Consider the following 18,844-nt stretch of genomic DNA (forward strand, 5'->3'; position numbering starts at 1 on the left):
GATGACCGAGGACCTCGAACGCGCCGCCGAGCTCTTCAAGGTGCTGTCCTCCTCCTCCCGGCTGCGCCTGCTCCGGGCCCTCGCCGAGGAGACGTCGACGGTCGGGCGGCTGGCCGAGGTGACCGGGCTCTCGCAGCCGCTGGTCTCGCAGCACCTGCGGATGCTCCGCACCGCCGGGCTGGTCGCGGTCGAGCGCGTGGGCCGCGAGGCGCACTACTCCGTCGCCGACACCCACGTCACGCACATCGTCGACGACGCTGTCCGGCACGCCCTGGAGGGGTGACCTCCGTCCCTGTCGGGAACGATGATCGCTCTCGATTAGGCGCATCCATTGCAATGCGTTTATGGATCTGGTCGACTGGAGCCCGTCGCGTCCGCGGCCCCCGCATCCGGAAAGGCAGCACCATGAGCACCACCGATCTCCACGCCGAGCACCCCGTCACCGAGCACGAGCACGGCGAGGGCTGCGGCCACCCGGCCGTGCAGCACGAGGACCACGTCGACTACGTCCACGGCACGCACCACCACGCCCTGCACGGCGACCACTACGACGAGCACGAGTCGGAGGCCGAGCACTCGACCGCCGACCACGAGCACGGCGACGCCTGCGGCCACGAGACCGTGCAGCACGACGACCACGTGGACTTCGTCCACGACGGCCACAAGCACGCCGCTCACGCCGGCCACTACGACGAGCACTGAGGCCGTGCGCGACGGGAGGGCTCGCACCCTCCCGTCGGCGCTCAGCCCTGACGGGCCTTGAAGCGCGGGTTCAGCTTGTTGATCACGAAGACGCGGCCCCGGCGGCGGACCACCTGCGAGCCGGGCTGCGCCTTCATCGACCTGAGGGAGTTGCGGACCTTCACGGATGCTCCTGTCGTTAATGAGAACTGTTATCGATAGAGTAGCGGTCCATGGAGCCCCACCACCCCGCACCCCCCGTCCTCGCCGTCACCCTCGTCAGCGCGACCGACCCCCAGGACGCCGGGCGGACCGCCGCGCTCCTCGCCGGCAGGCCCGAGTCCCGGATCGCCTTCGAGGTCGATCCGCCCGGCGCCGACGGTCCCGCTCTCGCCGAGGAGCTCCACCGGCGCCTCGCGGCCGACGCCGACGACGGCCACCGCGGTCACACGGTCGTCGCCCTCGATGGCCAGGCCGACCCGCTCGAGATCGGACTCGTGCTCGAGCACCTCTGCGCGCAGCGGCATCCCGCCGACACCCGCATCGCGATCCTCGACGTGGTCGCCGTGACGTCGACGGAGGAGATCCTGCGCGTGCTCTGCGGCGGCGCGGGCCCCTCCTTCGACTCGGCGGAGCGCCTCGCCGCCCGCCTGGAGTTCTCGAGCCTCATCGCCCTCGCCGAGCCCCTCTCCGAGAGCGACCCCGAGCGGACCGCACTCGTCCGCGACCTCCTGCGAGCACTCGCCCCCACCGCCGATCTCCTCCCCGCCGGTGAGCTCCCGGCGGCGCCACGGAGGCTCCACCCCCGGCGCGCGCACGCGATCGCCTCCTCGATGGGCTGGCAGTGCGCCCTCAACGGGACCTCGCGGCGCCGCGCCTCGGGCACGACCGTCGAGGAGTTCGTGTTCCGCGATCCGCTGCCCTTCCACCCCGGCCGCCTGAGCACGGCGGTCCACGGGGAGCTGGTGGCGGAGAAGGTGGGCCGCATCCTCCGCTCCCGCGGCCTGGTGCGCCTGGCGACGCGCGCCGACCGGGTCGGCTCGTGGTCGGTCGCCGGCGACGTGCTGACGCTGGACCCGACCAGCCTGCTCAGCTGGGACGAGGACGCGCCTCTCGGCCAGGAGCTCGCCTTCTTCGGGACGGGCCTGGACACCGGGAGGCTGACCGCCGTCCTGCAGAGCTGCCTGCTCACCCCCGAGGAGCTGCTGGCCGGCCCCGCCGCCTGGGCGGAGTACGCGGACCCCTTCCCGCGCTGGGTGGACGAGCACCGGCACTGAGCCGGGCGTCCTTTGCCGCGCGGGACTCGACGAGCGCGACCCGGCCCCTGCGTCCGAGCGCCGCCCGCCCCGCGCCAGCCGACCGTGCGCCGGGAGTGTGACGCGCGGAGGCTCCCGCCGGGCGGCGGGTGGGTAGGCTGACCGGACAGCACGTGCTCCGGGGTCGGTGGGAATTCCGAACCGGCGGTCACAGTCCGCGAGCCGCAGCCCCTCGAGAGGGGCGGCGGTTGACCTGGTGGAACTCCAGGACCGACGGTGAAAGTCCGGAGGAGAGGCAGCACGAGCGTCGCGCATCACCGCGCGATGCTGAGCGACGGTGCCCGCGCACCGTCGATCGAGACCCCGGAGTTCGGCGACGAACGGAAGAACCGGGAATGACGATCGACTACGAGCACGCGATGCGCCGGGCGCTGGCGCTCGCCGAGCGCGGGCCCGCCCGCGGACCCAACCCGCGCGTGGGCTGCGTGATCCTCGCGCCCGACGGCACCGTCCTCGGCGAGGGCTGGCACCACGGAGCCGGCACCGCGCACGCCGAGGTCGACGCCCTGTCGCACGTCGCGCCGGGCGCCGCCGAGGGCGCGACGGCCGTCGTCTCGCTCGAGCCGTGCGACCACACCGGGCGCACGGGTCCCTGCAGCCGCGCCCTGATCGAGGCGGGCGTCTCCCGCGTCGTCTACGCCGTGCCGGACCCGGGCGAGCGCTCGGCCGGCGGCGGTCGCACCCTCCGCGAGGCCGGCGTCGAGGTGATCGAGGGCGTGCTCGCCGAGGAGGGAGAGCAGTTCCTCCACCCGTGGCTCACCGCGACCCGCCTGCACCGCCCCTTCGTCACGCTCAAGTGGGCCTCGACCCTCGACGGCCGCACCGCGGCGGCGGACGGCAGCAGCCGCTGGATCACCGGAGCGGCGGCCCGTCAGCGCGTGCACGAGCAGCGTGCCGCGCACGACGCGATCCTCGTCGGCACCGGGACCGTCCTCGCCGACGATCCCGCCCTCACCGCCCGCGGCGACGGAGGCGAACTCCTCGCCCACCAGCCGGTGCCCGTCGTCGTCGGCACGCGCCCCGTGCCGCCGGGCGCCCGCCTGCACGAGCACCCCCGCGCCGTCGTGGTCGAGCGCACCCGCGACCTCGCCGCGGTCCTCGCGCACCTCTACTCCGCCGAGATCCGCAGCGTCTACGTCGAGGCCGGACCGACCCTCGCCTCCGCGCTCGTCGCCGCCGGACTGGTCGACGAGTACCTCGTGTTCCTCGCGCCCGCGCTCCTCGGCGGCCCCCGCCTCGCGCTCGGCGACCTCGGCGTGGAGAGCATCGGCGGGGCCCGGCGCCTCTCCCTCCGCTCGGTCGAGATCCTCGGCGACGACCTCTTCGTGACCGCGCGCCCCGACGTCCTCCCCGCGGGCGGTGCCGGCACCCCGGCCCGCCTCCCCCACGCCCTGCAGATGGAGACCCACTGATGTTCACCGGAATCATCGAGGAGAAGGGCGTCGTGACCGCTGTCGAGGCGGGCGCCGACGCGATCCGCCTCAGCATCCGCGGGCCCCTCGCCGTCGAGGGCGTGCGGCACGGCGACTCGATCGCGGTCTCGGGCGTCTGCCTCACCGTGGTCGAGCACACCGACCAGGGCTTCACCGCCGACGTCATGGCGCAGACCCTGCGGATGTCGACCCTCGACACCGTGGGCGTCGGCGACCCCGTGAACCTCGAGCGCGCCGCGCTGGTCGGCGACCGGCTCGGCGGCCACATCGTCCAGGGCCACATCGACGGCACGGCGACGCTGCTCGCGATCGCACCGGGCGAGGCCTGGCGGGTGCTGCGGTTCTCGCTGCCGGCGGAGATCGCTCCGCTCGTCGTCGACAAGGGCTCGATCGCGGTCGACGGCGTCTCGCTGACCGTCTCGGCGATCAGCCCCGCCGCCGAGCCGGAGCAGTGGTTCGAGGTCTCGCTGATCCCCGAGACGCTCGCCGTCACCACGCTGGGCGCGCGCGCGATCGGCGATCGGGTCAACATCGAGACCGACGTCCTGGCCCGCCACGTCGAGCGGATGCTCGCACTGCGCTCGATCGCGGAGGCCCGCTCATGAGCCTCGCCACCATCCCCGAGGCCGTCGAGGCGCTGCGCGCCGGGCGCCCGATCATCGTCGCGGACGACGAGGGCCGCGAGAACGAGGGCGACGTCATCGTCTCGGCCCAGCTCGCCAGCCAGGAGACGATCGCCTGGATGGTCCGCCACTCCTCCGGGTTCATCTGCGCGCCGATGACCAACGAGATCGCCGACCGCCTCGCCCTGCCGCTGATGGTGGTCGAGAACGAGGACCCGCGCGGCACCGCCTACACGCTGTCCGTCGACGCGGCCGACCGGCTCTCCACCGGCATCAGCGCCTCCGACCGCGCGCACACCCTCCGCGTGCTGGCCGACCCCGAGGCGACCCCCTCCCGCCTGAACCGCCCCGGCCACATCCTGCCGCTGCGCGCCGTCGACGGCGGCGTGCGCGAGCGCGACGGGCACACGGAGGCGGCGGTCGACCTGATGAAGCTCGCCGGCCTGTACCCCGTGGGCGCGATCTCCGAGATCGTCGCCGAGGACGGCGAGATGATGCGGCTGCCCGGGCTGATCGCTCTCGGCGAGCGCGAGGGCGTGCCGGTGACCACGGTCGCGGCCCTCATCGCGTACCTGCAGGAGTTCCACTGCGACGCGGAGGTGCCCGTCACGGTCGCGGTCCCGGAGAGCGCGCGGGTGAGCTTCGAGGTCGAGACCACGGTGCCGACCACCCACGGCCCGTTCCGGATCCGCGCCTACCGCGACCGGCAGACCGGAGCGGATCACGTCGCGATCCTCGCGGGAGAGGTCGCCGCGGGGCGGCCCGCACTGGTGCGCGTGCACTCCGAGTGCCTGACCGGCGAGGCGTTCGGCTCGCTGAAGTGCGAGTGCGGACCCCAGCTCGACGCCGCCCTCGACACGATCCAGCGGGACGGCGGCGTCGTCGTCTACCTCCGCGGGCACGAGGGCCGGGGCATCGGCCTGATCAACAAGCTGCGCGCTTACCGCCTGCAGGAGGACGGACTCGACACCCTCGACGCGAACCTCGCCCTCGGGCTCCCCGCCGACGCGCGGGACTACGGAGCGGCGGTCGGGATCCTCGAGGACCTCGGCCTCACCGAGGTGCGCCTGCTCACCAACAACCCCGAGAAGGTCCGCCAGCTCACCGACCGCGGCATCGTCGTCGCCGAGCGCGTGCCGCTCGTCGTCGGAGTCGGCGCCTTCAACGAGGGCTACCTCGAGACCAAGCGCGACCGCATGGGCCACACCCTCGACAGCGTCCTCGACCACGACCCCCTCGACGCCGGGATCTCCGGCCTCGCCCTCGACGCCGGGATCGCCGGCGCCACCACGAAGGAGTAGCAATGGCCGGTAGCGGCGCCCCCACCACCTCCCCTCTCGACGGCGCGGGACTGCGCGTCGTCGTCATCGCGGGGACCTGGCACGAGCAGATCAGCGACGGTCTGATCGCCGGAGCGGGCCGAGCCCTCGACGAGGCCGGAGCGTCCTGGTCGCTCGTGCGCGTGCCCGGCTCGTTCGAGCTGCCCGTCGCCTCGAAGGCGGCCCTGGAGGCGGGGGCCGACGCGGTCGTCGCCCTCGGCGTGATCATCCGCGGCGGCACCCCGCACTTCGAGTACGTCTCGGACGCCGCCACCTCCGGGCTCACCACCGTCTCGATCCTGACGGGCAAGCCGGTCGGCTTCGGCGTGCTCACCCTCGACACCGAGCAGCAGGGCATCGATCGCGCGGGCCTTCCCGGCTCGAAGGAGGACAAGGGGCGCGAGGCGGCCGAGGCGGCGGTCTCGACCGCTCTGCTCCTCCGCTCGCTGCGCAGCTGAACCACTGCGGGCGGCCCCCGTCCTGGGGCCGCCCGCACACGAACCTGGGAGAACACGGAGTAAAGTGGTCGGGTCGTCACGAGCGACCCCTCTCTCCTCCCCCTCGCCCCAGCGGTCCGCGACGCCCGATCGACGCCCCGCCCCGCCGGCTCAGGGGGAGTCGCCGTCCACACGGAGCCCCTCCCTCATGTCCTCTCCCGCCGTCTCCGACGCGCCAGCAGCCGCCCCGCAGAACTCCCGCGGCCGCGTCATCCTCGCCAGCCTCATCGGCACCTCGATCGAGTTCTACGACTTCTACGCCTACGCGACCGCCGCCGTCCTGGTCTTCCCGTCGCTCTTCTTCGTCAACGAGGACCCGGCCACGGCCCTCCTCGCCTCCTTCGCCGTCTTCGGCGTCGCGTTCATCGCGCGCCCGATCGGGTCGATCATCTTCGGCCACTTCGGCGACCGCGTCGGCCGCAAGGGCACCCTCGTCGCCTCGCTGCTCACCATGGGCGTCGCGACCTTCCTGATCGGCTGCCTGCCCACCGCGCTCACGCCCGGCTGGGAGTTCCTCGCTCCGTTCCTGCTCGTCGTGATGCGCTTCTGCCAGGGCCTCGGCCTCGGCGGCGAGTGGTCCGGAGCCGCGCTGCTCGCGACCGAGAACGCACCGGCCGGCAAGCGCGCCATCTACGGCACCTTCCCGCAGCTGGGCGCACCGATCGGCTTCATCGTCGCCAACGTCCTGTTCCTGGTGCTCGCGAGCACGATGAGCGACGAGACGTTCGCGGCCTGGGGCTGGCGCGTGCCGTTCCTGGCGAGCGCCGTGCTCGTGATCATCGGGCTCTACGTGCGGTTCAAGCTCGTCGAGACGCCCGCGTTCCAGAAGGTCGTCGAGAAGGGCGAGGTCGCCAAGCTGCCCCTCGCCCGCGTCTTCGTCACCAGCTGGCGCCCGCTCATCCTGGGCACCTTCATCATGCTGGCGACCTACGTGCTCTTCTACCTCATGACCACGTTCACGCTGACCTACGGCACCTCGCCCGTCGACGGCGCGGTTCCGGGCCTCGGCTACACGCGCAACGACTTCCTCGTCATGCTGATCGTCGGCGTCGTGTTCTTCGGGATCTTCACGCTCGTCTCCGGCCCGCTCGCGGAGCGCTTCGGCCGCCGGCGCACGCTGCTCGTGGTGACCGCGGCGATCCTCGTCTTCGGCCTGCTCTTCGTGCCCCTGTTCAGCGCCGGCTTCGCGGGCGTCATGGCGGTCCTGATCCTCGGCTTCACGCTGATGGGCCTGACCTTCGGCCCGATGGGCGCCGTCCTCCCCGAGCTGTTCCCGACCAACGTCCGCTACACCGGCTCGGCGATGGCGTACAACCTCGCATCGATCCTCGGAGCGGCCCTCGCGCCGATCATCGCGGTCGCGCTGTGGAGGGCGGCGGGCGGCAGCACCGTGCTGGTCGGCCTCTACCTCAGCGCCGCGGCCGTGCTGACGCTGATCGCGCTCCTGCTCTCCAAGGAGACGAAGAACGCGTCGTACCACGACAACGTCTCGTAGGACTCCCTGCAGAGGACGGCCCGACGGGATCCCCCGGCGGGCCGTCCGCGTCTCCGCTCCCTCCCTGAGCACCGGGCCCGCCCTCTGGCGGCCTGCTCGCAGCGACGACGGGGCAGAATGGACGGCGATGAGCACCACCACCTCCCGGCGCGGCGGACGACGACCCTCCCGCGACGACGGACCCCGCGCCTCCTTCTCGCAGCTCGTGCCCTACCTGCTCGAGCACCGCGCCATCCTCTCGGTCGTCGTGGTCCTCAGTCTGTTCGGAGCGGCGGCGAGCCTCGGCCAGCCCCTGCTCGTCGGCCAGGTCATCACCCGGGTCCAGTCCGGTCTCGATCTCGGCCCGCTCGTGTGGGCCCTCGTCGGCCTGGTCGTGGCCTCCGGGCTCATCTCGGGCTTCGCGCACTACCTGCTCCAGCGCACCGGCGAGGGGATCGTGCTCTCGAGCCGCCGCCGCCTCGTCGCACGGCTGCTGCGCCTCCCCATCCGGGAGTTCGACGCGCGCCGCACCGGCGACCTCGTCTCGCGCGTCGGCTCCGACTCCACGCTCCTGCGCGCGGTGCTGACCCAGGGGCTCGTCGACTCGATCGCGGGCTCCCTCGTTTTCGTCGGCGCGATCATCGCGATGGCCGTCATCGACTGGGTGCTGCTGCTGATCATCGTGGCGGTGGTGGCGGTGGCCCTCGGGCTCGCGCTGACCCTCGGCCGCGGCATCCGCACCGCCAGCCGCAAGGCGCAGGAGAAGGTCGGCGATCTGGCCGCGGCCGTCGAGCGCGCCATCAGCGCCGTCCGGACGATCCGTGCCGCCGGAGCCACCGATCGCGAGATCGCGGTCGTCGACCAGCACGCGACGGAGGCGTACCGCCTCGGGATCCGCGTCGCGCACGTCTCGGCCCTCGTGGTGCCGGTGGCGGGGATCGCCATGCAGGTCGCCTTCCTCGCCGTCCTCGGCGTCGGCGGCTACCGCGTCGCGTCCGGCGCGATCGACATCGCCCAGCTGGTCTCGTTCATCCTCTTCCTCTTCATGATGGTGATGCCGCTCGGCAACTTCATCGGCGCCATCACCTCGGTGAACTCGGCGCTGGGCGCCCTCGGCCGCATCCAGGAGATCATCGACCTGCCGATCGAGGGCGACGGCGACGCCTCCGCGGGCGGCCTCGGCGCCGGCGTGGCGGAGGAGGCCATCTCCTTCGAGGACGTGGTGTTCTCCTACGAGGAGGGCGCCGTGCCCGACGCGGCGGCCGTAGCGGACGAGCGCGACCGCACCGTCCTGCGCGGCGTCTCCTTCACCGTGCCGCGCGGCAAGCGCACCGCCCTGGTCGGGCCGTCGGGAGCGGGCAAGAGCACGATCCTCGCCCTCATCGAGCGGTTCTACGACCCGGAGGCCGGCGTCGTCCGACTCGGCGGTGTCGACCTCACGGCCATCGACCGCGACGCGCTCCGCGCGCAGATCGGCTACGTCGAGCAGGACGCCCCGGTCCTGGCCGGCACCATCCGCGAGAACCTCGTCCTCGGCCGCCCCGACGCCGACGACGCCGACTGCCTCCGGGTGCTCGAGGCGGTGAACCTGACCGACGTGCTCGAGCGCAACCCGCTCGGCCTGCACGCGCCGGTGGGCGAGAGCGGAGTGATGCTCTCGGGCGGTGAGCGTCAGCGCCTTGCGATCGGCCGCGCGCTCCTGGCGGCCCCGCCGATCCTGCTGCTGGACGAGTCCACGTCGAGCCTCGACGGACTCAACGAGCAGCGCCTGCGCCTGGCGATCGACGCGGTCGCCGAGAACCGGACCCTGCTGGTGATCGCGCACCGCCTGTCGACGGTGGTCGATTCCGACCGCATCGTCGTGCTGCAGAAGGGCGAGGTCGTGGGAGTCGGCACCCACTCCGAGCTCGTCGAATCGACGCCGCTCTACCGGGACCTCGCCAAGCACCAGCTGCTCGTCTGACGGACGCCGCAGCGGCGTCTCGCGACCGCCGCCGCCTCATGCCGGTCGACCAGCCGCGCAGCGGCGTGTCGAGACGCCCGCACGTCTCGACCGGCAGCCTGCGCCCGCTCGTCCCTCAGCGCGGCGGCAGCCGCAGAGCCCCGTCGAGCCGGATGGTCTCGCCGTTGATCATGGGGTTCTCGACGATGTGCCGCACCAGGGCCGCGAACTCCTCGGGGCGTCCGAGGCGAGCCGGATGCGGCGTCGCCGAGCCGAGCGCCTCGCGGGCCCTGTCCGGCAGCCCGGCGAGCAGGGGCGTGTCGAACGTGCCCGGTGCGATCGACACCACGCGCACGAGCCGGGCCGCGAGCTCGCGCGCGAGCGGCAGGGTCATCGCCGCCACGGCTCCCTTCGACGCGGCGTAGGCCGCCTGTCCGATCTGCCCCTCGAAGGCGGCGACGGAGGCGGTCGTGACCAGGACTCCCCGCTCCCCATCGATCGGCTCCCGCTCGGCGATCGACGCCGCGGCGAGGCGCAGCACGTTGAGCGTCCCGGTCGTGTTGATCCGCAGCACCCGGTCGAACTGCTCGATCGGCAGCGGCCCGTCGCGTCCGAGCAGCCGCCCGGGTGTGGCCACGCCCGCACAGCTCACGGCGACGCGCAGCTCCCCCGCCGCCGCCACGGCGCGCGAGACGGCGTCCGGATCGAGGACGTCCCCGGCGATCAGCTGCACGGAGGCGGGCAGACGCGCGGCCTCCACCGCGTGCGGCAGGTCGAGCACGACCACGTGCGCTCCTGCGGCGTCGAGCGCCGTCGCCGTCGCGGCTCCCAGTCCGGATGCTCCCCCCGCGATCAGCGCGGACGTCCCCTCGAGTCGCACGTTCAGCCCGCCGGAGCGGGGGTGGAGTCGGCGTCGGGCTCGTCGGTCGGCTCGCCGCCGGGCTCTCCCGTCCGATCGCTGCTCGGCTCTCCGGACGCGAGCGCCTGCGCCGAGCAGTCGGTCAGGGTGGCGTCGTAGGCGTCCCGGGCGCGCTGCGCCGCCAGGCGGACCTCCTCCTCCGCGAGCGGGCTCGCGAGCGGCGGCCGGTCGCTCAGGCCGTAGCGGGCGAGGCAGTCGCTGATCAGGCGGGTCATGCGCGCGCCGCTCTCGGGATCGGCTGTGCCGGTGGGCGCCGGGGCGGCGGTCGCGACGGAGCCCGAGTCGCGCACGGACCCGTCCGGCACCTCCGCGGCGGGACCGGAGCAGGCGGTGAGGCTCAGTGCGAGCGCGACTCCGACGAGCAGCGCGACGGGCGGGCGGAGCGTCGTGCGCAGGAGCATGGACGACCTCGTTCGTGACGGCTGCGGGCAGGAGTGCGGCCACGGTAGCGCAGTCGATGCTTCCGGCGAGCGCTGGGCGCGCTCTCACGCCCCAGTGGCACCCCCAACGGGGCACAGGCGCGCCTGTCAGGAGGGCTCGGCGAGCGCCCACATCGCGACCGCCGACGCCGCAGCGACGTTGAGCGAGTCGATCCCGTGCCGCATCGGGATCTGGACGGCGACATCGGCGGCGGCGAGCGCGTCGGCGGTGAGACCCGGCCCCTCGGTGCCGAGCACGAGGGCGACGCGCTCCGGAGCGCGGGCGGCGAAGTTCCGCAGGGGCACCGCCTCCGGGGTCAGAGCCATCGCCGCGATCGTGAAGCCCGCTCCGTGCAGGAGCCGCTGCGTCGACGGCCAGTCGCCGACGCGCGTCCAGGGCACCTGGAGGACCGTTCCCATGCTCACGCGGATGGCGCGGCGGTAGTACGGATCGGAGCAGCGCGGCGTCACCAGCACGGCATCGGCTCCGATGGCCCCGACCGAGCGGAAGATCGCGCCGACGTTCGTCGGGTCGACCACGCCCTCGAGCACGACGACGCGGCGCGCTCCCGCGAGCAGGCCGGCCGGGTCGGGCAGCACGGGCCGGTCCATCGCCGCGATCAGGCCGCGGTGCAGGGTGTAGCCGGTGAGCTCGGCCAGGAGCTCACCCGGGCCTGTGAAGACGGGGACGTCGAAGCGGCCGACCAGGCGCTCGGCCTCCGCCGCCGACCCGCCGAGGGCGAGCACCGAGCGCGGCCGGTGCCCGGCGGCGATCGCGCGCTCGAGCACGAGCGCCGACTCCGCGATGTACAGGCCGTGCGGGCCGCGGGCGTTCTTCAGCGCGACGTCGGTCGCGTGCGCGTAGTCGCGCAGCCGCGGATCGTCGAGCGCGGCGACCTCGATCCGCTCCACCGGATCAGGCGAAGGGGTCGGGGGTGAGCGTGTACTTGGTGCTGAGGTACTCGTGGATCCCCTCGAGTCCGCCCTCGCGGCCGAGGCCCGACTGCTTCACCCCGCCGAAGGGCGCCGCCGCGTTCGACACCACGCCGACGTTGAGGCCCATCATCCCGGTGGCGAGCCGCTCGATCATCCGCTGACCGCGGGCGAGGTCGCGAGTGAAGACGTAGGACACCAGTCCGTACTCGGTGTCGTTGGCGAGCGCGACGGCGTCGTCCTCGTCGGTGAACGGCACGATCGCGAGGACCGGACCGAAGATCTCGGTGCGCAGGATCTCGCTCTCCCGGTCGACCCCCGCGAGCACGGTCGGCCGGTAGAAGTGGCCGGCCCCCTCGATCCGATCGCCGCCGGTGAGCAGGCGCGCGCCGCGGGAGACGGCGTCCTCCACCAGCGCGGACGCCTTCTCGACCGCGCGCTCGTCGATCAGCGGGCCGATGGTCACTCCGTCCTCGGTGCCGCGGCCGACGCGCAGAGCGCGCACGCGCCCCACGATCCGCGCCGCGAACTCCTCGGCGATCGACTCGTGCACGAAGAAGCGGTTGGCGGCCGTGCAGGCCTGGCCGATGTTGCGGAACTTCGCGAGCATCGCGCCCTCGACCGCCCGGTCGAGGTCGGCGTCCTCGAACACGACGAAGGGCGCGTTGCCGCCCAGCTCCATCGAGGTCCGCAGCACGTTCTCGGAGGCCTGCTTCAGCAGCGTGCGCCCGACGGGCGTGGAGCCGGTGAAGGACACCTTCCGCAGGCGGGGATCCGACAGGATCGGAGCCGACACGGCTCCCGCCGAGGACGTGGTGACCACGTTGAGCACGCCGTCGGGGAGCCCCGCCTCGGCGAGCAGCGCCGCGAAGGCGAGCGTGGTGAGCGGAGTGAGCTCGGCCGGCTTCACGACGACGGTGCAGCCCGCCGCCAGCGCCGGAGCGATCTTCCGCGTCGCCATCGCGAGCGGGAAGTTCCAGGGCGTGATGAGGTAGCAGGTGCCCACCGGGTGCTGCGAGACGATCATCCGGCCGCTGCCCTCGGGCGAGACTCCGTAGCGTCCGCTGATGCGCACCGCCTCCTCGCTGAACCAGCGGAGGAATTCGCCGCCGTACACGACCTCGCCCCTCGCCTCCGCGACCGGCTTGCCCATCTCGAGCGCCATCAGGAGCGCGAACTCCTCGGTGCGCTCCTGCAGGAGGTCGAACGCCCGCCGGAGGATCTCGCCCCGCTTCCGCGGCGCCGTCGCGGCCCACGACGGACCGGCGGCGACGGCGGCGTCGAGCGCCCGGACCCCGTCCTCCGGAGTCGCGTCGGCGATCGAGACCAGGACCGCTCCGGTGGCCGGGTCCTCGACGTCGATCGAGCCGCCGCCTGAGGCGTCCACCCACTCACCGCCGATCAGCAGCTGCGTGGGGATGCGGGCGAGCAGAGCGGTCTCGGCGGCGCGGGACGCGACGGAATCAGTCACAGGAGGGAACCACTTCTTCGGATCGGAGCGCGCAGACCGCGCCAGGAGGAGCTTCTCGTCCTCCCAGTGTAGGACGGTCGATCGCTCCGGGGGCGGTGTCGCCGGGAGCCGCGAGGACCTGCGCCTCCCTGAGCCCTGTGGAGGGACGAGCCCTCAGACGGACCGCTCGACGCGGATTCCCGCCTCCGTGAGCTCGCGCAACGCCGCGGCACTCGCCTCCTCGGAGACGCCCGCGACCAGGTCCTCGAGCACGCGGACCTCGAGCCCCGCCCGTCGCGCGTCGAGTGCCGAGGCGCGCACACAGTGGTCGGTCGCGAGTCCCACGACGTCGAGCGCGGTGACGCCCCGCTCCGCGAGCACGGCGCCGAGCTCCTCGCCCGCCTCCGTCGTGCCCTCGAAGGCCGAGTAGGAGGGGCGGCCCTGCCCCTTGAGGATCTCCACGTCGATCCGAGCGGTGTCCAGGGCCGGGTGGAACCGCGCGCCGTCCGTGCCGGCGACGCAGTGGACGGGCCAGCTGTCGACGAAGTCCGGCTCCACCGCGAAGTGGCCGCCGTTGTCGGAGTCGCCCTCGTGCCAGTCGCGGGAGGCCAGCACCGCGGAGTACCGGTCGGCGTGCGCCGCCAGATGCGCGGTGATGCCCTGGGCGACGGCCGCGCCGCCTGTGACGGCGAGCGCGCCGCCCTCGGTGAAGTCGTTCTGCACGTCGACGATCAGGAGTGCGGTGGTCATCGTGGGCCTTCCGGGAGGAGGTGGAGAGGAGGAGCGGGAGGTCGACCCGTCCGGGTCAGGAGTCGGAGAGCGAGGATCCGCAGCGGTAGACGCCCGTCACGAGGGTGTCGATCGCGGTCTTCGCCGAGTCGGAGACGTCGCCGAGAGCGTAGACCGCGAAGGTCAGCTCGGTGCCGTCCGCCGCGGTGACCACGCCGGCCAGGGTGTAGCCGGTGTCGATCCAGCCCGTCTTCGCGCGCACCGCGCCGTCGGCCGCGGCGTTGTCGCCGGCGAAGCGGTCGGAGTAGGAGAGCGAGCCCGTCCGGCCCGACACCGGCAGGCCGTCCAGGAGGATCCCCAGCTGCCCCTCGCGGGCCTGCACCTTCCGGAGCAGCTCGGTGAAGTACGCCGGCGCGACCGCGTTGTCGTCGCTCAGGCCGGAGCCGTCGACGATCGCGATCCCGGACGTGTCGACGCCGTAACCGGCGAGCCCCTGCAGCACACCGGCCTGCTCGGCAGCGAAGTCGCTGCCCGCGCCGGTGCGGATCGCGACGAGTCGCGCGAGCATCTCGGCGATCGCATTGTCGGAGACGAGCAGCATCTGCTGCACGAGCGTGCCGACCGGGGCCGACTCCACCGTGCCGAGAACCGCCGCGCCCGCGGGAGCCGTCCCGGTGGAGACCACGGGCGAGCCGTCCAGCTCGTCGGCGAACGCCTCTCCGGCCCGGCCGACCGGATCCGTGCCGCGCTCGGAGGTCGAGGCCGTGGGGTCCTCGCGATCGCCGTCCACCTGGAGCGCCGTGATCTCGGGCATGTAGCCGTCGACCTGCTCCTTGCGGTTCCAGCTCGGCTGCCAGGTCTCGCCCGAGTAGAGGGAGGAGTCGAGCACCAGCGACGTGATCGGCGTCCCGGCGGTGGACGGGTCCGCCTCCCAGGCGCTCTCGACCTGCGCCGCGAGGTCGTCGAGGTGGGCCGCTCCGGCGTAGGTCGACTCCCGGCCGGTCGGGAGCCGGGTCAAGGTGAGGTCTCCCCCGCCGACGAGGACGACGCTTCCGGGCTCGCTCCCGCGGACCACGGTGGTGGCGATGCGCGTGTCCGGGCCGAGGACCGCGAGCGCCGACGCGGCCGTGAGGATCTTGAGGGCGGAGGCGGTGCGGGACGCGGTCCCGCCCCCGCGGTCGAACAGGACCTCGCCCGTCGCGGCGTCGACCACACGCGCCTGCATCGAGCCCAGGCGCGGGTCGGCGGCGAGCCCCGCCACCGAGCAGGTGCGGAGCGCCTCGGCCGCCGCTTCGGCGGTGGGCCGCGCCGTGGCCGTCGGCGTCAGTGCGGGAGTCGCGGTGGCGGTCGGGGTCGAGGCGACGGGCAGCGCCCCGGGCTCCGCGGCGCTGCCGAGGGCCGTCCCCACGCCGAAGGCGCCGCCACCGAGCACGGCGGCCACTAGCACCGCGGCGACCACGAGAGTGCGGCGACGGCGGGGAGGAGGCGTGTCGGTCATCCGCAACAGGGTAGCGACGCGAGTTCGACGCGACCTGGACGCCGCGGATGAGGCCGGGAACTCGCGGATCCGGCCGGGACGTCGCGGATGACGGGAGAGGGAGCCGCCTGTGGGAATCGAACCCACGACCTTCTCATTACGAGTGAGACGCTCTGCCGACTGAGCTAAGGCGGCGTGCACGCGGGGCCTGAGCCCCGGACACGATTACACAGCATAGCCTGCTCGCGCCCCCGGGCGTGAATCAGGACGGCGCGGTCGAGCAGAGGCTCCGCGACGGCGGCGGCGACCGCCGCGCTCGGCTCAGGCGAGCGCGACGCGGAGCTCCTCGAAGGAGCGGGCGATGCGTCCGGGCAGGGCCTCCCGGCCGTCGTGATCGACCCAGGCCGCCCAGGCGTGGCGGACGGCGGCGAGCCCGAGGAGCGTCAGCATCCGCGCCCGGCTGCGCACCCGCTCCGCGTCGTCGTCCTCCTGGCCGAGACGCTCGGCGACGAGCCCCTCGACCGCGAGCTCGAACTCGCGCATGCCCGCGATCTTCAGACCGACCAGATGCGGGTGCTCGCGGAAGAGCGCGCGGCGGAGGACGTGCAGCTCCCGGTCCTCCTCGAGCGGCTCCTCCATCGCGGCGACGAAGACCCGCTGCAGGTCCTCGAGCACGGCGCCCCGGCCCGCGACGAACGACGCCGCCGTCTCGTCGGCGATGACCGGGAGCCCGCCGACCAGCGCGTCCTCCTTCGAGGCGAAGTAGTTGAAGAAGGTGCGCGTGGAGACGTCGGCGGCGCGCGAGACGTCGTCGATGGTCACGCGCTCCGGCCCGCGCTCGCTAGCGAGGCGGAGGACGGCGATCTCGATCGCCCGCCGCGTGGCCAGGCGCTTGCGCTCGCGGAGCCCGGGCTGCTGCTCGCGGGACCGCTCCTGCTCGGTCAGCACTTCGGGTCCACCTCCGGGACCGTCCCCTCGAGCAGGTACGCGTCGACCGCGTCGTTCACGCAGGACGTCGACTTGTTGTAGGCCGTGTGGCCCTCGCCGTCGTAGGTGACCAGGTGTCCGGCGGAGAGCTCGCCCGCGAGCGCCTGCGCCCACACGTAGGGCGTCGCGGGATCGTTCGTGGTGCCCACGACCAGGATGGGCGCCGAGCCCTCCGCGGTGATCGGCTCGCGGGAGCCCTCGAACGCCGCCGGCCACTCGCTGCAGAGGATGTCGCCGTAGGCCATGTAGCGGCCGATGGTCGGCGCGGCCTGCTCGAGAGCGGCCTCGTCGGCGCGCATCGAGGCGGTGTCGGCGTCGTAGGAGTAGTCGACGCAGTTGATCGCGAGGAACGCCTCGGTGGTGTTGTCCGCGTACCGGCCGTCCGCGTCGCGCCCGTTGTAGGCGTCCGCGTACTGGAACGCGACCGCGGGGTCGCCCCGGCGCACGCCGGCCAGCATCTCGCTCAGCGCTCCCCACGCCGTGGCGTCGTAGAGCGGGTAGACGATCGCGGTGAACAGCGTGCTCGCGCCGAGCTCACGGCCGTCGGCGGCCCGGATCGGCGAGGCGTCCACGTCCTCGAGCATGCGCTTCAGCTGGGCCATCCCCGCGTCGACAGTGCCGGTGAACGGGCAGTCGTCCGAGCGGAGGCAGTCGGAGAGGTAGGCGCGCAGTGCGCTCTCGAACCCCTTCGCCTGCTCGCGCACCACGTCGAACGAGGTGGCCGCCGGGTCGATCGCGCCGTCGAGGACGAGGCGGCCGACCCGGTCCGGGAACAGCCCGGCGTAGGTCGCTCCGAGGAACGTGCCGTAGGAGTAGCCGAGGTAGTGCAGCGTCTCGTCGCCGAGCGCCGCGCGCAGCAGGTCGAGATCACGGGCGGCGCTCGGGGTGCCGACCTCGGGCAGCAGCGGCCCGCTACGCTCCTCGCAAGCGGCGGCGAACGCGGCAGCGGTCGTGCGCTGCGCCTGGATCCACTCGTCGCTGCCCCGCTCCCCCGGCGTGATGTCGTAGAGGTAGGAGTCGAGCCCCGCGGCGTCGAGGCAGGAGACCGCGGTGGAGGCGCCCACCCCGCGCGGATCGAAGCCGACGACGTCGTACCGGGCGGCGAGCGCGGAGTCGACCGCGTAGTCGGCGCTGTCGCGGACGAAGTCGACGCCCGACGCTCCCGGTCCGCCCGGATTCACGAGCAGGGACCCGATCGCCGGGCCCTTCGTCGCGGGTCGGCGCACCAGAGCGATCGACGCGATCTCCCCCGAGGGGTCGTCCCAGTCGAGCGGGACGGTCGCGTCGGTGCAGAGAGCGCCGTCGCCGCAGTCGTCCCAGACCAGCACCTGCGAGTAGTAGCGCTCCAGGGAGTCGTCGACGGTCTGCGGATAGGGGGTGGAGGTCCGGTCGACGCTCGGGCCGGGCGCGAAGCAGCCGGTCAGGAGGGACGCGGCCGCGACGAGCGCGACGACGACGGCCGAACGGCGCCCCCGCCTCACGCGGCCACCGGACGGCGCGCCGCGACGACGAGCAGCGCCTCGAGAGCGAGGACCGGGGAGACGTTCGCGTCGATCCGCTGCCGGGCGGTCGCGATCGCGTCGAGGACGGCGAGCGTGCGGTCGGGCGGAGTCGCGTCGGCGAGCGCGGTCATCTCGGTCCGGACCTCCTCGTTGATGACGCCTCCGGGCGCTCCGAGCTGGAGGCGCACCACGTCGCGGTAGAGGGAGAGCAGGTCGACGAGGATCCGGTCGAGGCCGTCGCGGAGGCTCCGCGTCGCGCGTCGCTTCTGGTCCTCCTCGAGCGCCCGCAGCTGCGAGCGGAGCTGCGCGGGCACGGTGCCCCCGGGCTCGACGCCGAGCGAGCGCAGCGCCTGCTGCCGCTCGGCCTCGTCGCGCTCGAGGGTGATCGCCTTGGCGTCCTCGGTCGCGACCTCGATCATCCGCGCCGCGCCGAGCACCGCGTCCGAGACGCCGCGGAGGCGCAGGGCGATGCGGAGCGTCTCCTCGCGCCGCTCGCGCGCGTTCGCGTCGGTCGCCAGGCGGTGCGCCATCCCGATGTGGCTCTGAGCCTGGCGGGCGGCGCGCTCGGCGGTCTCGGGGTCGACCCCGTCGCGGCGCTCGAGGAGACCGGCGACGTCCTCGACGCTCGGCACGCGGAGCCGCACGGAGCGGACGCGGGAGCGGATGGTGGGGAGCAGATCGGCCTCGCTCGGGGCGCACAGGATCCAGACCGTGCGCTCCGGCGGCTCTTCGAGCGCCTTCAGCAGCACGTTGGACGTGCGCTCGCTCATCCGGTCGGCGTCCTCGATGACCATGACGCGGTAGCGCGACACCGAGGGCGAGTACTGCGAGCTGCTGACCAGCCGCCGCACCTCGTCGATCGAGATGATCACGCGCTCGGTGGTCAGCACGGCGAGGTCGGGATGGGAGCGGGCGGCGACCTGGCGGCAGTCGGGGCACTCCCCGCAGCCGCCGTGGCGGCAGAGCAGTGCGGAGGCGAACGCGTAGGCGAGGTTCGAGCGGCCGGACCCGGGAGGGCCGGTGATGAGCCAGGAGTGCGTCATCGACGACGACTCCCGGCCACGGTCGTCCCGGGGCGTCGAGGCGTCCTGCAGGGCGCCGATGGCGTGCTCCTGCCCGACGAGCTGGCTCCAGACGGTCATG

General features: G+C 73.5%; 19 protein-coding genes, 1 tRNA gene and 1 riboswitch. Of the genes, 9 read left to right on the forward strand and 11 right to left on the reverse strand.

Annotated elements, in window-relative coordinates:
• Nucleotide 1 precedes the first annotated feature (1 nt).
• Nucleotides 2-283, forward strand: a complete 282-nt coding sequence (locus tag C5C29_RS05880; protein WP_104308104.1) for a helix-turn-helix transcriptional regulator — start codon at nt 2-4, stop codon at nt 281-283.
• A gap of 122 nt (nt 284-405) precedes the next feature.
• A complete protein-coding gene (locus C5C29_RS17415) occupies nt 406-702 on the forward strand; it encodes a hypothetical protein (RefSeq protein ID WP_104222233.1) in 297 nt (98 codons plus the stop codon).
• 41 nt (nt 703-743) lie between these two features.
• Here the strand turns inward: C5C29_RS17415 and ykgO are convergent, their stop codons facing one another.
• The gene (ykgO, locus tag C5C29_RS05890; protein WP_104226896.1) at nt 744-866 is read right to left on the reverse strand and encodes a type B 50S ribosomal protein L36; all 123 of its coding nucleotides are present in this window, start codon (nt 864-866) and stop codon (nt 744-746) included.
• Nucleotides 867-914: 48 nt separating this feature from the next.
• Here ykgO and C5C29_RS05895 point away from each other — a divergent pair, with 48 nt between their 5' ends.
• The 7 genes from C5C29_RS05895 to C5C29_RS05925 all read left to right on the forward strand — a co-directional run bounded on the left by C5C29_RS05895 (nt 915) and on the right by C5C29_RS05925 (nt 9,306).
• Complete coding sequence (locus tag C5C29_RS05895; protein WP_104308105.1) at nt 915-1,958, forward strand: GTP-binding protein; 1,044 nt, start codon at nt 915-917, stop codon at nt 1,956-1,958.
• Between the two features lie 150 nt (nt 1,959-2,108).
• Nucleotides 2,109-2,241: riboswitch (FMN riboswitch) on the forward strand.
• 91 nt (nt 2,242-2,332) lie between these two features.
• On the forward strand, nt 2,333-3,409 hold the full coding sequence (gene ribD, locus C5C29_RS05900; protein WP_258063281.1) for a bifunctional diaminohydroxyphosphoribosylaminopyrimidine deaminase/5-amino-6-(5-phosphoribosylamino)uracil reductase RibD: 1,077 nt from the start codon (nt 2,333-2,335) through the stop codon (nt 3,407-3,409).
• Nucleotides 3,409-4,035 (forward strand): riboflavin synthase, encoded by a 627-nt coding sequence (locus C5C29_RS05905; protein WP_104288192.1) that lies wholly within the window; start codon nt 3,409-3,411, stop codon nt 4,033-4,035. Before ribD ends, C5C29_RS05905 begins: the two co-directional genes overlap by 1 nt.
• Nucleotides 4,032-5,354: a GTP cyclohydrolase II gene (gene ribA / locus C5C29_RS05910; RefSeq protein WP_104222225.1), complete on the forward strand. Its 1,323-nt coding sequence runs from the start codon at nt 4,032-4,034 to the stop codon at nt 5,352-5,354. The genes C5C29_RS05905 and ribA overlap by 4 nt, the downstream gene beginning before the upstream one ends.
• A gap of 2 nt (nt 5,355-5,356) precedes the next feature.
• Nucleotides 5,357-5,830, forward strand: coding sequence for a 6,7-dimethyl-8-ribityllumazine synthase (gene ribH, locus C5C29_RS05915; RefSeq protein WP_104222223.1), 474 nt, complete (start codon nt 5,357-5,359; stop codon nt 5,828-5,830).
• A 187-nt stretch (nt 5,831-6,017) separates the two neighbouring features.
• A complete protein-coding gene (locus C5C29_RS05920; RefSeq protein ID WP_104222221.1) occupies nt 6,018-7,364 on the forward strand; it encodes an MFS transporter in 1,347 nt (448 codons plus the stop codon).
• Nucleotides 7,365-7,491: 127 nt separating this feature from the next.
• On the forward strand, nt 7,492-9,306 hold the full coding sequence (locus tag C5C29_RS05925) for an ABC transporter ATP-binding protein (protein WP_104308106.1): 1,815 nt from the start codon (nt 7,492-7,494) through the stop codon (nt 9,304-9,306).
• A 115-nt stretch (nt 9,307-9,421) separates the two neighbouring features.
• Here the strand turns inward: C5C29_RS05925 and C5C29_RS05930 are convergent, their stop codons facing one another.
• The 10 genes from C5C29_RS05930 to C5C29_RS05975 all read right to left on the reverse strand — a co-directional run bounded on the left by C5C29_RS05930 (nt 9,422) and on the right by C5C29_RS05975 (nt 18,843).
• Complete coding sequence (locus C5C29_RS05930) at nt 9,422-10,165, reverse strand: SDR family NAD(P)-dependent oxidoreductase (protein WP_104222217.1); 744 nt, start codon at nt 10,163-10,165, stop codon at nt 9,422-9,424.
• A gap of 2 nt (nt 10,166-10,167) precedes the next feature.
• Nucleotides 10,168-10,605 (reverse strand): hypothetical protein, encoded by a 438-nt coding sequence (locus tag C5C29_RS05935; protein WP_104222215.1) that lies wholly within the window; start codon nt 10,603-10,605, stop codon nt 10,168-10,170.
• Between the two features lie 126 nt (nt 10,606-10,731).
• The gene (locus tag C5C29_RS05940; RefSeq protein WP_104222213.1) at nt 10,732-11,535 is read right to left on the reverse strand and encodes an RNA methyltransferase; all 804 of its coding nucleotides are present in this window, start codon (nt 11,533-11,535) and stop codon (nt 10,732-10,734) included.
• A 4-nt stretch (nt 11,536-11,539) separates the two neighbouring features.
• Complete coding sequence (locus C5C29_RS05945) at nt 11,540-13,027, reverse strand: NAD-dependent succinate-semialdehyde dehydrogenase (protein ID WP_104222211.1); 1,488 nt, start codon at nt 13,025-13,027, stop codon at nt 11,540-11,542.
• A 153-nt stretch (nt 13,028-13,180) separates the two neighbouring features.
• Complete coding sequence (locus tag C5C29_RS05950; protein WP_104222209.1) at nt 13,181-13,756, reverse strand: nicotinamidase; 576 nt, start codon at nt 13,754-13,756, stop codon at nt 13,181-13,183.
• A gap of 55 nt (nt 13,757-13,811) precedes the next feature.
• Complete coding sequence (gene dacB, locus C5C29_RS05955; protein WP_104222207.1) at nt 13,812-15,233, reverse strand: D-alanyl-D-alanine carboxypeptidase/D-alanyl-D-alanine-endopeptidase; 1,422 nt, start codon at nt 15,231-15,233, stop codon at nt 13,812-13,814.
• Nucleotides 15,234-15,334: 101 nt separating this feature from the next.
• A tRNA-Thr gene (locus tag C5C29_RS05960) sits at nt 15,335-15,407 on the reverse strand.
• Between the two features lie 126 nt (nt 15,408-15,533).
• Nucleotides 15,534-16,160, reverse strand: coding sequence for a TetR/AcrR family transcriptional regulator (locus tag C5C29_RS17060; RefSeq protein WP_181074884.1), 627 nt, complete (start codon nt 16,158-16,160; stop codon nt 15,534-15,536).
• Entirely contained in the window at nt 16,154-17,680 is a 1,527-nt protein-coding gene (locus tag C5C29_RS05970) for an alpha/beta hydrolase (RefSeq protein WP_104308107.1), read from the reverse strand. The genes C5C29_RS17060 and C5C29_RS05970 overlap by 7 nt, the downstream gene beginning before the upstream one ends.
• Nucleotides 17,677-18,843: a DNA polymerase III subunit delta' gene (locus C5C29_RS05975; RefSeq protein ID WP_104222203.1), complete on the reverse strand. Its 1,167-nt coding sequence runs from the start codon at nt 18,841-18,843 to the stop codon at nt 17,677-17,679. The genes C5C29_RS05970 and C5C29_RS05975 overlap by 4 nt, the downstream gene beginning before the upstream one ends.
• Between the last annotated feature and the right edge of the window lies 1 nt (nt 18,844).

This window comes from Rathayibacter sp. AY1H2 (genome assembly GCF_002931985.1).
In the GTDB taxonomy this organism is placed as follows: domain Bacteria; phylum Actinomycetota; class Actinomycetes; order Actinomycetales; family Microbacteriaceae; genus Rathayibacter.